Raw genomic sequence first — 12,848 nt, 5'->3', positions numbered from 1 at the left:
GAAGGTGGAGACGATGCACAGCGGACCCCGATCGACCGGATCCGACCCGGTCACGGACGTCCACGACGCCGACCACCGGGCCTCCCCGGTCCCCCTGCCTCCCGAGCGGGTGGTGTCCGCGGCCGGGGAACTGCTCCGGGCCCTGTCCGCCCCGCTGCGTATCGCGATCGTGCTGCAGCTACGGGACGGTCCCCGGTGCGTGCACGAGTTGGTCGACGCACTCGGCGTCACCCAGCCGCTGGTCAGTCAGCACCTGCGCATCCTCAAGTCCTCCGGCGTGGTCTCCTCCCACCGGCAGGGTCGGGAAATGCGCTACGAATTATTGGACGAGCATCTGCTCGACATCGTCGAGGCGGCCGTCGGGCACGCCGGGGAGCAGTAGATCCATGACGACACCGGACAAGCCGATCGGCGTGCGGTCGACTCGCCAACGCAGCGCGATCTCCGCTCTGCTCGACGAGTCCAAGGGCTTCCGTTCCGCCCAGGACCTGCACGCCGAACTCCGCGAGCGCGGGGACACGATCGGGCTGACCACCGTGTACCGGACCCTGCAGTCGATGGCCGACGCGGAGGCCGTCGACGTGCTGCGGACCGACTCCGGGGAACTGATCTTCCGCAAGTGCTCCGACTCGCACCACCATCACCTGGTGTGCCGCGTCTGCGGGTTCACCGTGGAGGTCGAGGAGCCGGGGGTCGAGGTGTGGGCCCATCGCGCGGGCCGGGCACACGGGTTCACCGACGTCAGCCACACCGTCGAGCTGTTCGGCCTGTGCGCGGAGTGCGCGGCGGGCCAGGCGGGCGGGGCTGGCCTGCCTGACTGACCGGGCCTCCGCGAGTCAGGGGCTGGTGACGCCGCCGAAGCGCCGGTCACGCTCGGCGTACTCCAGGCACGCCGCCCACAGGTCGCGGCGGTCGAAGTCCGGGAACAGCGTGTCCTGGAAGACGAACTCGGCGTAGGCGGCCTGCCACAGCATGAAGTTGGACGTGCGCAGCTCCCCGGACGGGCGCAGGAAGAGGTCGACGTCCGGCATGTCCGGCTCGTCGAGGAACTGGGAGAAGTTGTCCTCCGTGAGGTCGTCGGGCGAGAGTTCGCCGGCGGCCACGCGGCGGGCGAAGTCGCGGGCGGCGTCGACGATCTCGGCGCGACCCCCGTAGTTCACGCACATGGCCAGGGTCATGACCGTGTTGTCGCGGGTGAGCTCCTCGGCCTCCTCGAGTTCCGAGATCACCGACCGCCACAGCCGGGGTCGCTGCCCCGCCCACCGGACCCGCACGCCCAGCGAGTGCATCTCGTCCCGCCGGCGGCGCAGGACGTCCCGGTTGAAGCCCATGAGGAATCGGACCTCCTCGGGACTGCGCTTCCAGTTCTCGGTCGAGAAGGCGTAGGCGGACAGGTACGGGATACCCATCTCGATGCAGCCCTGCACGACGTCCATGAGCACGGCCTCGCCGCGCTTGTGCCCCTCGGTGCGGGGCAGACCGCGCTCCTGCGCCCAGCGGCCGTTGCCGTCCATGACCAGCGCGACGTGGCGCGGCACGAACTCGGCCGGGATGGCCGGCGGGCGGGCACCCGACGCGTGCGGGGTGGGTGGCCGGACCACGCTCGCCTGAGGGACGGGACGCTTACGAAATCTGGGTAGTCCGGGCACGGGACTCCTCTACTGGCTCGACGGGGCCGACCGTGCCGCGGTCGACCAGGGGCAGGCTGCGCAGGTCTCGTTCGAGATGCCACTGCAGGTGTGCGGCGGCGATGCCGGAGGCCTGCCGCACGACGGCGGGCGAGGACACCCCGACGGCGTCCCACTCCCCCGCCAGCAGCGCGGACAGGTGCTCGGCGACGCCGGGTGAGAGCATCGCGCATCCCTGCGGGCGGCAGTGCACGCACACGGTCCCGCCGGACGCGACGTGGAAGGCCCGGTGCGGGCCCACCACGCCGCAGCGCACGCAGCAGTCCAGGACGGGCTCCCAGCCGGAGGCGGACATGGCGCGCAGGAGGAACGCGTCGGCGACCAGTCCGGGCTCGCGGCGGTGCTCGGCCAGTGAGCGCAGGGCGTTCACGGCGAGGCCGAGCAGCCGCGGGGTGGGCGCCCCCTCCTCGCCCGCGAGGCGCTCGGCGGTCTCCAGGACCACGCACCCGGAGGTGTACGCCGGGTAGTCCGCCACCAGCGGACGAGCCAGGGACTCACGGCTGCTGGCCTGGCGGACGGTCCCGAGCCCACTGCGACCACGGCCCGGGGCGATCTGCACCTCCACCACCGCGAACGGCTCGAGGCTCGCGCCCATCCGGGACCGGGTGCGTCGCACGGCCCGGGCAACGGCGCGGACGAGCCCGTGCCGCTCGGTCAGCAGGGTGACGATCCGGTCGGCTTCCCCGAGGTCGTAGGTGCGCACGACGAGGCCCGTGTCGGTGAAGGGATGCATCCGGGCCTCCTTCCGGGGCGATGTCCGGGCGGGCGCGCACGCGGGTGCGTGCGCGCTCAGGTGTCCAGTGTCCCACGGGCCACGAGCCGCGGAGAGGCTAGAAGCCCAGGCGTCCCAGCATCTTGGGGTCGCGCTGCCACTCCTTGAGGACCTTGACGTGCAGGTCGAGGTAGACCTTGGTGCCGAGCAACTTCTCGATGCCGGCCCGGGCGGTGGTGCCGACCTCGCGCATCCGCGAGCCGCCCTTGCCCAGGACGATCGACTTCTGGCTCTGTCGTTCCACGTACACGGTGGCGTGGACGTCCACCATGTCGTCGCGGCCCTCGTGCGGCAGGATCTCCTCGATCGACACGGCGATCGAGTGGGGCAGCTCGTCGCGGACGCCCTCGAGGGCCGCCTCGCGGATGAGCTCGGCCATGCGGCTCTCGTCGGACTCCTCGGTGATGATGTCGTCGGGGTAGAACTGGGGGCCCTCGGGCAGCAGGGTGGCGATGACGTCGGCCACCACGTCGACCTGCTCGCCGGACGCGGCCGACACCGGGACGACCTCCGAGTCCGGTCCGAGGAACTTCGATACGGCCACGAGCTGCTCCATGACCTTCTTCTTGGAGACGGTGTCGATCTTGGTCACCAGCCCGAGCACCGGCGTGGTGGGGCACAGCTTGCGGACCTGCTCGAGGATCCAGCGGTCCCCGGGGCCGATGCGCTCCCCGGCGGGGATGCACAGGCCGATGAGGTCGACATCGGAGTAGGTGTCCTCGACCAGCGCGTTGAGCCGCTCGCCGAGCAGGGTGCGGGGGCGGTGCAGTCCGGGGGTGTCGACCAGGATGATCTGGGCGTCCGGCCGGTGCACGATCCCGCGGATCGCGTGCCGTGTGGTCTGCGGCCGCGAGGAGGTGATGGCGATCTTCTCCCCCACGAGCGCGTTGGTCAGGGTGGACTTGCCCGTGTTGGGTCGGCCCACGAAGCTGACGAACCCGCTACGGAAGTTCTCGGGAGTGCTCATCGGTTGTCCTCGCGCTCGGGGTCGTCGTCGTTGTCGTCGTCCTTCTCGGTCCGCTCGGCCACGACGGTGACCACCTTGACCCGTCCGCGCCGGTCGTGGCCGCCCTCGGCGCGCAGGTCGAGCCCGGTGGACACGACGTGCGCGCCGGGCAGCGGGACGCGCCCGAGCTCCAGGGCGAGGAGCCCGCCCAGGGTCTCGACCTCCTCGGTCACCTCGTCGGCGAACTCGACGTCCAACAGCTCGGCCACCTCGTCCAGCCCGAGCCGGGCGGACAGGCGGTAGCGTCCGTCGCCGAGGTCCTCGACGGGCGGCACCTCGGTGGTGTCGTACTCGTCGACGATCTCCCCGACGATCTCCTCGAGGATGTCCTCGATGGAGACCAGCCCGGCGGTCCCGCCGTACTCGTCGACGAGGATCGCCAGGTGGTTGTGGTCCCGCTGCATCTCGCTCAGCAGGTCGTCGATCCGCTTGGCGTCGGGCACGAACACCGCGGGGCGCATCACGTCGGCCACCGGGGCGGCGCGCCCGTCCGGGTCGTCGAGCCGGGCGACGATGTCGCGCAGGTAGACGACGCCCACCACGTCGTCGGAGTTGTCCCCGTCGACCACCGGGATACGCGAGTACCCGGACTTCACGGTGAGTCGCGCGGCCTGGCCGACCGTCTTGTCCGACTCGATCCACACCATCTCGGTGCGCGGGGTCATCACCTCGCGCGCGGTGGTGTCGCCGAGTTCGAACACCGACTGGATCATTCGGGATTCGTCGTCGGCCACGACCCCGCGTTCGCGGGCCATGTCGACGATCTCGAGCAGCTCGATCTCGGAGGCGAAGGGACCGTTGCGGAAACCGCCGCCGGGGGTGACGGCGTTGCCCAGGCCGACGAGCAGGGTGGCGACGGGGCCCAGGACGAACCCGGTCACGGTCAGCGGGGTCGCGGCGCCCAGGGCGAGAGAGTAGGCGTGTTGTCGGCCGAGGGTGCGGGGTCCGACCCCGGCCACGATGTAGGCGGCGACGGTGGTCACCACGACGGCGACGGCCAGCGCCCAGCCCGTGGAGTCGATGAGGTCGTTGAACACGACGGTGAACAACACCGCCGCGGCCACCAGGCTCAGCATGTGGAGCAGGACGGTGACGTTGATGTACCGCGGCCGGGTGGCGAGCATCTTCGACAGCCGCGTCGCGCCGTGACGGTTCTCCTTGGCCATCTCCTCGACGCGGGCCACCGAGACCGTGCTCAGGGCGGCGTCGAGGGCGGCGAACAGTCCGGCGACGGGGATGAGCACCACGGCCGCGATGGCCGTGAGGATGGTGGTGTCCACGTCTCAGGCGTCCACTCTCGGGGACTCGTCTCGGTGGTCGTACCACTCGCCCAGCAGTTCGTTCTGGAGGCCGAACATCTCCCGCTCCTCGGCGGGCTCCGCGTGGTCGTACCCCAGCAGGTGCAGGCACCCGTGGACGGTGAGCAGCGCGAGCTCGTGCGCGAGGGGATGGCCGGAGCTGGCGGCCTGGTCGGCGGCGAACGCCGGGCACAGGACGATGTCGCCGAGCATGGCCGGTCCGGGTTCGGGCAGGTCGGGGCGGCCTCCGGGCGTGAGCTCGTCCATGGGGAAGCTCATGACGTCGGTGGGGCCGGGCAGGTTCATCCACGTCACGTGGAGATCGGCCATCGTGTCCTTGTCGACGAGGGTGATCGACAGTTCGGCGGCCGGGTGGACGTCCATCCGGGCGATCACGAACGCGGCCACGTCGATGAGTTCTGCCTCGTCGACCTCCACGCCCGACTCGTTGGCGACCTCGATGCTCATCGGCGGCGCTGCTCCCTGTTCTTGTGGATGGTGGGTCGCTCGCCTCGTTCGAGGCGCGCTTCGTGCTTGGCGTAGGCGTCGACGATCCGCCCGACCAGCGCGTGACGGATGACGTCGCGGGAGGTGAGTTCGGAGAAGTGGATGTCGTCGACCCCGGTGAGGATGTCGCGGACGACCTTCAGTCCCGAGCGCTGGCCGCCGGGGAGGTCGATCTGCGTGATGTCCCCGGTCACGACGATTTTCGAGCCGAAGCCGAGCCTCGTCAGGAACATCTTCATCTGCTCGGGCGTGGTGTTCTGCGCCTCGTCGAGGATGATGAACGAGTCGTTGAGGGTCCGCCCACGCATGTACGCCAGCGGCGCCACCTCGATCACCCCGGCCGCCATGAGCTTCGGGATGGCCTCGGGGTCCATCATGTCGTGCAGCGAGTCGTACAGCGGCCGCAGGTACGGGTCGATCTTCTCGTGCAGGGTGCCGGGCAGGTAACCCAGACGTTCACCGGCCTCGACCGCGGGCCGGGTGAGGATGATGCGGCTGACCTCCTTGGCGCGGAGCGCGGCGACGGCCTTGGCCATGGCGAGGTAGGTCTTACCGGTGCCGGCCGGGCCCAGTCCGAACACGATCGTGTGGTCGTCGATGGCGTCGACATACCGCTTCTGGCCGAGGGTCTTGGGCCGGATCATGCCGCCGCGGCGGGACAGGACGTCGGTGCCGAGCACCTCCTCGGGCGTGAGCGGCCCCGAGTCGGCGAGGATCTCCACCGAGCGCCGCACCGAGGCGGGGGTGATCTCCACTCCCCTGCGGGCCTGCCGCAGCAGGTCGGACACGACCCGGGAGGCACGGTCCACGTGGGGCGGATCGCCCGAGATGGTCATGGTGCCACCCCGCACGTGCAGGTCCGCGTCGAGCAGGTCCTCGAGTGCGCGGAGGTTGGCGTCGGCGGTGCCGAGCACCGCCATCGCCAGGTCCGGGTCGAGCTGGACGGCCGTGCGGGCGGAGGAGTCGCCGGTGTCCCGTCGGACGCCACCGGTGTCGGTGGCCGTGGCGGGATCCCGGTCGTTCCCGGTGGGACGGTCGTTCCCGGTGGCGCTGTCGTTTCCGGTGGCGCGGTCGTTTCCTGCGGTGCTTACGTGGATCACTTCCCGTGTCGTGGTGAGGTTGGATCGAGTGTAGACCCCGCGGGCGACCATCTCGGTGTGAGAACGCCGAGTGCGGCGAGCGCCACGGTGGCGGCGGTGGAGGTGCGGAGCACCTCCGGGCCCAGGACGACGGGCCGGGCGCCTGCCGCGGTCAGCGCGTCGAGTTCGGCGTCGGAGACCCCGCCCTCGGGGCCGACGACGACGAGGACCCGTGTCGCCGGCGGGCCCGCGGTGACCGCGTCGGCGAAACCGGCGGCGCCGTCCTCGTGCAGGACGAGTGCGCAGGCGCCGGCGTCGACCTCGGAGGCGACCAGGGCGGCGAGAGCGGTCGAGTCGACGAGGTCGCCGATCTCGGGCTCCCACGCCCGCCGCGACTGCTTGGCCGCGGCGCGGGCGGCGTTGGTCCACTTGGTGCGGCCCTTGTCGACCTTGGGGCCGGTCCAGCGGCTCACGCAGCGGTCGGCCTGCCACGGCACGATCCGGTCGGCTCCGGCCTCGGTGGCCAGTTCGACCGCCAGCTCGGACCGCTCGGACTTGGGCAGGGCCTGCACGACGGTGACCTCCGGGGTGGGGCGTGGGACGTCGACCCGGGTGACGACCTCCGCCTCGACCCTGCCGGGGCTCGTCGTCATCACCACACAGTCCGCCACCACTCCCCGACCGTCACCGACCCGCACGGCCTCTCCCACCCGGACGCGGAGCGCGGATCCGGCGTGCCGGCCCTCCGGCCCGTCGAGCACCAGTGTCTCGCCGACACCGGGGACCGTCCCGGCCCGGAACAACGACGGGGTCACGGGCGCCTCAGTGCCCCGCGACGGCGTCGCGCAGGCGGGAGAACAGGCCACCGCGGCGGGCGGTGTCCTCGTTGACGACCTCGGCCGAGTCGCCGTCGAGGCGGCGCAGCTGCTCGACCAGGTCGCGGCGCTTGCGGTCCAGCTTCTCCGGGACCACGACCTCCATGTGGACCGTGAGGTCGCCGGCGCCGCCGCCGCGCACGCGGGGCATCCCACGGCCGGTCAGCGTGACGGTGTGACCGGGCTGGGTACCGGACGGGATGTCGATCGTCAGGGGCTCGCCCACGACGGTCTCGAGTTCGACCTCGCCGCCCAGCATGGCGTCGACGACGGGCACGCGGACGGTGCAGTGCAGGTCCTCGCCGTCGCGGACGAACACCGGGTGGTTGCGCTCGTTGACCTCGATGTACAGGTCGCCGGCGGGACCGCCACCGGGACCGACCTCACCCTGCCCGGACAGGCGGATGCGCATGCCGCCGCCGACGCCGGCGGGGATCTTGGCCGAGACGGTGCGGCGCTTGCGGACGCGGCCCTGGCCGGTGCACTCACCGCACGGGTCGGTGATGATCTCGCCGGTGCCCGCGCAGGTTGGGCACGGGCGGCTGGTCATGATGTTGCCGAGCAGCGACCGCTGGACGGACTGGATCTCGCCCTGGCCCTGACACATGCCACACGTGGCCGGCGGCGTGTCCGTGGCCGACCCCTTGCCGTGGCACTTCTCGCACAGCACGGCGGTGTCGACCTGGATCTCCTTGGTGACTCCGGTGGCGCACTCGTCCAGGCCCAGGGTCACGCGGATGAGGGCGTCCGAGCCGGGCTGCACGCGGCTGCGCGGACCGCGGCCGCCGCCGCCTCCCCCGCCGCCGCCGAAGAAGGCCTCGAACACGTCACCGAGGCCGCCGCTGCCGAAGCCACCACCGAAGCCGCCGCCGCCGCCGTAACCGGCGCCGGGCGAGGAGTCCAGCGGGTCGCCGCCCATGTCGACGACCCGGCGCTTCTCGGGGTCGGTGAGCACCTCGTAGATCGCGGTGATCTCACTGAACTTCTCACGCGCCTCGTCCGACGGGTTGACGTCGGGGTGGAGCTCCCGGGCGAGCTTGCGGTAGGCGCGCTTGATCTCGGATTCCGAGGCGCCCCTATCGACCCCGAGGGTCCCGTAGTAGTCGCGTGACACGTGTGGCCTTTCGTCGAGAGGAAGATCTGGCTCCGGGAAGGAGCGTACGGACGTCAGCGCCCGGTGATGAGCTCGCCCACGTAGTGGGCAACAGCGGCGACCGAGGCGATTGTTCCCGGGTAGTCCATCCGTGTGGGCCCGAGCACCCCCATCCCACCGAATGTCTGGCCCTCCGCCCCGTACTGCGAGGACACCACGGAGGCGCCGCGGATCTCGGCGGCCTGGGTCTCCGCCCCGATCTGGACGGAGACACCCCCCGGCCCTCCCCGGCCCACCGAGTGGGCCGCGGTGAGCAGCCGCAGGATTACGACCTGCTCCTCGAGCGCCTCGAGAACCGAGCGCAAGGAGCCGTCGAAGTCGGCGGCGCTGCGGGTGAGGTTGGCCGTGCCGCCGAGGACGATCCGGTCGTCGGGGTGTTCGACGAGCGTGCCGACCAGGACCGTGACGCAGCGCTCGACCGCGTCGCGGATCTCGGGACGGGCCCGGTCTCCTGTGCCGGCCAGGGCCTCGGAGGCGTCGGGAAGACGTTTGTCGGCGACGGCCTCGGACAGCAGGGTCCGCAGTTCCGCGAGGAGCTCGTCGGTCAACGGCGCGGCCAGCTCCACCGTCCGCTGATCGACGCGGCCGGTGTCGGTGATGAGGACCAGCAGCAGGCGGGTGGGGCTCAGGCTCACCACCTCGAGGTGGCGCACCGTGGAGCGACCGAGGACCGGGTACTGGACGACGGCGACCTGACGGGTGAGCTGGGACAGCAGCCGTGCGGCCCGCCGGAGGACGTCGTCCAGGTCGACGGCGCCCTCGAGGAAGGCCTGGATCGCCCGGCGTTCCGCGCGCGACAGCGGGGTGATCTCCTCGATGGAGTCGACGAAGTGCCGGTAGCCCTTCTCCGTGGGGACCCGACCGGAACTGGTGTGGGGTTGGACGATGAACCCCTCGGCCTCGAGTACGGCCATGTCGTTGCGGATGGTGGCGCTGGACACGCCCAGCGAGTGCCGGTCGACGAGGGCCTTGGACCCGACCGGTTCGTGGGAGGCGATGTAGTCGGAGACGATCGCCCGTAAGACGTCGGTCCTACGATCGGCCGTACTCGACATACTCGCTCCTCCCTGTGCTCGTCGTGGCGATTCTATGCCACTTCCCGGGCCGACGGTTCAGACGAGGACGTCGCGCACGACCCCGTCGGCCAACAACCGGCCTGCCTCGGTGAGCGCGTAACCGGGGCCCGCGGGATCGCCGGCCGATCGTCGCCGGAGCAGTCCGGCCGCCACCTGGGTGTCGGCGCGGATCCGCTCGTCGGCGGTGAAGGCGCCGTCGTCGAGCCCCTCGGCCAGGCGGAGCCCGGTCATGATGCGCTCGATGTGGCGGTCGGTGTCGGTGAGGAGTTCCCCGCCGTCCACGGGCAGCCGGCCCGCGTCGCACTCGGCGGCGTAGCGGGCGGGATGCTTGACGTTCCACCACCGGGCCCCGGCGACGTGCGAGTGCGCGCCCGGCCCGATGCCCCACCAGTCGCCGCCGCGCCAGTAACCCATGTTGTGGCGGCAGTATCCCGAGGAGTCGGTGGCGAAGTTGGAGACCTCGTACCAGTGGAACCCGGCACGGGCCAGACGCTCGGCCACCTGCTCGTAACGGTCGGCCAGGACGTCGTCGACCGTGCCCGGCATCTCACCGCGGCGGATGCGGCGGGCCAGCGCGGTGCCGTCCTCCACGATCAGCGAGTAGGCGGAGACGTGGTCGACCCCGGCGTCGACGACCGCGTCGAGTGTCCGCGCCAGGTCGTCGTCCGTCTCGCCCGGGGTGCCGTAGATGACGTCGAGGTTGACGTGCTCGAACCCGGCCCGCAGGGCCTCGGCCACCGCCTCCTGCGGGCGTCCGGGGGTGTGAGTCCGGTCGAGCACGCGCAGGACGTGGGCTGCCGTCGACTGCATGCCCAGCGAGATGCGGGTGAATCCGCCCTCGCGCAGTCGGGCGAAGAACTCCGGCGAGGTGGACTCCGGGTTGCTCTCGGTGGTGACCTCCGCGCCGGGCGCCAGCCCGAACGCCGAGTCGATGCGCTCGAGCAGGCCCACGAGGACGTCCGCGCCCACCAGCGACGGGGTGCCGCCGCCGATGAAGACCGTGTCGACCTGCGGGGGCGTGCCCGCCGCGGCCAGTGCCTGGGCGGCCCGGTCGATCTCGATGGCCGCGGCCCGTTCCCAGTCGACCGGGGAGGTCGCCGAGCCGAGTTCGCCGGCGGTGTAGGTGTTGAAATCGCAGTATCCGCACCGGGTGGAGCAGAACGGCACGTGGAGGTAGATGCCGAAGGGCGCCCGCGGATCGCGGGTCGGGGGCGCGCTCGCCAGTGTGGCGGGGTTGTGGGGCGCGGCGGTCACACCTGACCGGTCTGGGTGTCCGATGAGGTCTCATCTCCAGTCGGGTCCGGGGCGGGCAGGGTCTCGATCGGCGGGGTCGGCGTCGCCGAGATCTCGTCGTCGCCAAGGACTGTAGCCGCGGGCGCGCTGTAGGTCGGTGCCTGGGCGGCATCGGCGGGGGTACCCGGTCCCGCGGGAGCCTTCGGCGCGGTTGTCCGACGATCGGGCCCGGCCGCGGTCTGCGTGGGCGCGGTCTGCGTGGTCGCCGCCGGTGTGGTCGCGGCCGGTGTGGTGCCTGCGGGCTTGGACCCCGTCGGTTTCGCCGCCCGCTTCTGACGTGAACTCGTCGTGGCCGGGGTCTTCTTTGCCGAGGCCTTCTTCGCAGGCGCCTTCTCGGCCCGGGTGTTCGTCGCCGAGGTCTGCTTCGCGGCCGCCTTCTTGGCCGGGGCCTTCTTCGCGGCCGCCTTCTTGGCCGGGGCCTTCTTCGCGGCCGCCTTCTTGGCCGGAGCCTTCTTCGCGGGCGCCTTCTTGGCCGGCGCCGTCGTGGCACCCGCCTCTCCGGCGGCGGGCCGAGACGCCGCGTCCGCGCCGGACTCGTCCTGCGTGGCCGCCCGGGTCGAAGCGCGATCGCGTCCGATCACCGCCGTGGCCTTGGACCCCGACTTCGCGGACTCCTTGGACGCCTGGCGGGCAGCACTGCGCTGCTCCTTGCGCTCCTGCGCCAACTCGCCCGCCGATTTGCGCGCGGCGGTGGGGGTGCCGCTCTTCTCCCGCTCCTCCGCCGCGACCACGAACTCCGCCAGGGCGTCCTCGACCGCGTTCGCCAACGGCCAGGGATCCGGGACGAGGTCACGACACCCGATGAACCCGAAGTGCAGACTGCCGTCCAACGACATCACGGTGCAGTTGAGGCCCGCGCCGTGGAAGACCGGGCCCAGGGGCAGCATCTTCTCGATCTTCGCGCCGAGGAAGTACAGCGGGAAGTTGGGGCCGGGCACGTTCGAGATGACGAGGTTGTGCACCACGGGGTGGCGCTCGGACAGCCGGAGTCGCGAATACATGCGGACCGCGGAACCGAACACCGAGGGCGCCGCGAACTGCGCCCAGTCGGTGAGCAGGTTGGCGTCCAATGCGTCGGTGTGGTCCTTGGCGACGGTGTTGGCGTCGCGGATCGCCTCGAGCCGACCGACCGGGTCGTCGATGTCGGTGGCCAGGGACATGAACATGCCGGAGACACGATTGGTGCCGGGGCGCGATTCCGCGGCGTGCACCGACATCGGGACCATGGCGATCAGCGGCTTGCGCGGCAGCGCGTCCCGGTCGTCGAGGTACTTGCGCAGGGCGGTCGAACAGACGGCGAGCACCACGTCGTTGACCGTGGTGCCGAACGCGTTCTTGACCCGCTTGATGTCCGCCAGGTCCACACTCGCGTAGGAGATCGACCGGTGTCCGGTGATCGTGCGGTTGAACGGGGTGCGCGGGGCGGTGAACGGCGCGGGCATCGCCAGTCCCTTGCGGGCGCGGTTAATCCAGGACGGGAGCACCCCGACCGTCCCCGGCAACAGGGAGGCGAGTCGCCACGGCGTGGCCAGGCGCGACAGGGCACCACCGACGGCGAGCTCCAGGGCGCCGGACCCACCGGCGGTCTCCTCGACCAGCTCCTCGTCGAGCTCCGGCTCGTCCGGGGAGAGGGTGCACAGCTGCGAGAGCATGTTGGCGCCGGTGACGCCGTCGACGGTCGAGTGGTGCATCTTGGCGAAGACCGCGACCCGGCCGTCCGGCAGTCCCTCGATGACGTACATCTGCCACAGCGGCATGGACCGGTCGATCGGCTGACTGCCCAGGTGGGCGCACAGTTCGGCGAGCTCGTGGTCCCCGCCGGGCTCCGGTATACCGACGCGGTGGAGGTGGTGGTCGATGTCGAAGTCCTCGGCCTCGACCCACACCGGATGGTCCACGTTGAGCAGCGAGTCGTGCAGCTTGCGCCGGAACGGCGGCATCGCGGTGATCCGACGTCGGAGCTCGGTCCGCAGGGCCTCGAAGGAGTACCCGTCCTCCATCCCGGAGACGTCCAGGACGATCAGCCCGCACACGTGCAGGAGCTGGGACCTGGTCTCGAAGTAGAGGAAGCTGGCATCGAGCCCACTCAAGCGCTGCATGT

The 12,848-nt window shown here is 71.3% G+C and carries 12 protein-coding genes and 1 pseudogene; 2 read left to right on the top strand and 11 right to left on the bottom strand.

What is annotated here, in order from left to right; genetic code table 11:
• Nucleotides 1-13 precede the first annotated feature (13 nt).
• Complete coding sequence (locus VZF99_RS05245) at nucleotides 14-382, top strand: helix-turn-helix transcriptional regulator (RefSeq protein WP_067719606.1); 369 nt, start codon at nucleotides 14-16, stop codon at nucleotides 380-382.
• 4 nt (nucleotides 383-386) lie between these two features.
• The gene (locus VZF99_RS05240) at nucleotides 387-821 is read left to right on the top strand and encodes a Fur family transcriptional regulator (RefSeq protein ID WP_069388954.1); all 435 of its coding nucleotides are present in this window, start codon (nucleotides 387-389) and stop codon (nucleotides 819-821) included.
• A 15-nt stretch (nucleotides 822-836) separates the two neighbouring features.
• Here the strand turns inward: VZF99_RS05240 and VZF99_RS05235 are convergent, their stop codons facing one another.
• From VZF99_RS05235 to VZF99_RS05185, 11 genes and pseudogenes are all read right to left on the bottom strand, one after another.
• Nucleotides 837-1,601, bottom strand: coding sequence for an isoprenyl transferase (locus tag VZF99_RS05235; protein WP_069388953.1), 765 nt, complete (start codon nucleotides 1,599-1,601; stop codon nucleotides 837-839).
• 22 nt (nucleotides 1,602-1,623) lie between these two features.
• Nucleotides 1,624-2,421 (bottom strand): DNA repair protein RecO, encoded by a 798-nt coding sequence (gene recO, locus VZF99_RS05230; protein WP_096905746.1) that lies wholly within the window; start codon nucleotides 2,419-2,421, stop codon nucleotides 1,624-1,626.
• A 97-nt stretch (nucleotides 2,422-2,518) separates the two neighbouring features.
• Nucleotides 2,519-3,427 carry a GTPase Era gene (gene era / locus VZF99_RS05225; RefSeq protein ID WP_069389266.1) on the bottom strand — a complete coding sequence of 303 codons (909 nt, stop codon included), beginning with the start codon at nucleotides 3,425-3,427 and terminating at the stop codon, nucleotides 2,519-2,521.
• Nucleotides 3,424-4,746, bottom strand: coding sequence for a hemolysin family protein (locus VZF99_RS05220; RefSeq protein ID WP_407335836.1), 1,323 nt, complete (start codon nucleotides 4,744-4,746; stop codon nucleotides 3,424-3,426). The genes era and VZF99_RS05220 overlap by 4 nt, the downstream gene beginning before the upstream one ends.
• Before the next feature lie 3 nt (nucleotides 4,747-4,749).
• Nucleotides 4,750-5,232 carry an rRNA maturation RNase YbeY gene (gene ybeY, locus VZF99_RS05215; protein ID WP_007626431.1) on the bottom strand — a complete coding sequence of 161 codons (483 nt, stop codon included), beginning with the start codon at nucleotides 5,230-5,232 and terminating at the stop codon, nucleotides 4,750-4,752.
• Nucleotides 5,229-6,371: a PhoH family protein gene (locus VZF99_RS05210; RefSeq protein ID WP_253003403.1), complete on the bottom strand. Its 1,143-nt coding sequence runs from the start codon at nucleotides 6,369-6,371 to the stop codon at nucleotides 5,229-5,231. Before VZF99_RS05210 ends, ybeY begins: the two co-directional genes overlap by 4 nt.
• Complete coding sequence (locus VZF99_RS05205) at nucleotides 6,368-7,165, bottom strand: 16S rRNA (uracil(1498)-N(3))-methyltransferase (RefSeq protein ID WP_096905748.1); 798 nt, start codon at nucleotides 7,163-7,165, stop codon at nucleotides 6,368-6,370. Before VZF99_RS05205 ends, VZF99_RS05210 begins: the two co-directional genes overlap by 4 nt.
• A gap of 7 nt (nucleotides 7,166-7,172) precedes the next feature.
• A complete protein-coding gene (gene dnaJ, locus VZF99_RS05200) occupies nucleotides 7,173-8,339 on the bottom strand; it encodes a molecular chaperone DnaJ (RefSeq protein WP_067719637.1) in 1,167 nt (388 codons plus the stop codon).
• Nucleotides 8,340-8,392: 53 nt separating this feature from the next.
• Entirely contained in the window at nucleotides 8,393-9,433 is a 1,041-nt protein-coding gene (gene hrcA / locus VZF99_RS05195; RefSeq protein ID WP_096905750.1) for a heat-inducible transcriptional repressor HrcA, read from the bottom strand.
• A gap of 57 nt (nucleotides 9,434-9,490) precedes the next feature.
• Nucleotides 9,491-10,678, bottom strand: coding sequence for a radical SAM family heme chaperone HemW (gene hemW / locus VZF99_RS05190; protein WP_407336084.1), 1,188 nt, complete (start codon nucleotides 10,676-10,678; stop codon nucleotides 9,491-9,493).
• 779 nt (nucleotides 10,679-11,457) lie between these two features.
• Nucleotides 11,458-12,846 (bottom strand): annotated as a pseudogene (locus VZF99_RS05185) (WS/DGAT/MGAT family O-acyltransferase); the annotation flags it as partial.
• Nucleotides 12,847-12,848: the final 2 nt, after the last annotated feature.

Origin of the sequence: Dietzia kunjamensis (assembly GCF_045689975.1) — a bacterium.
Classification (GTDB): Bacteria; Actinomycetota; Actinomycetes; order Mycobacteriales; family Mycobacteriaceae; genus Dietzia; species Dietzia kunjamensis.
This window is presented reverse-complemented; position numbering and strand designations above follow the sequence as displayed.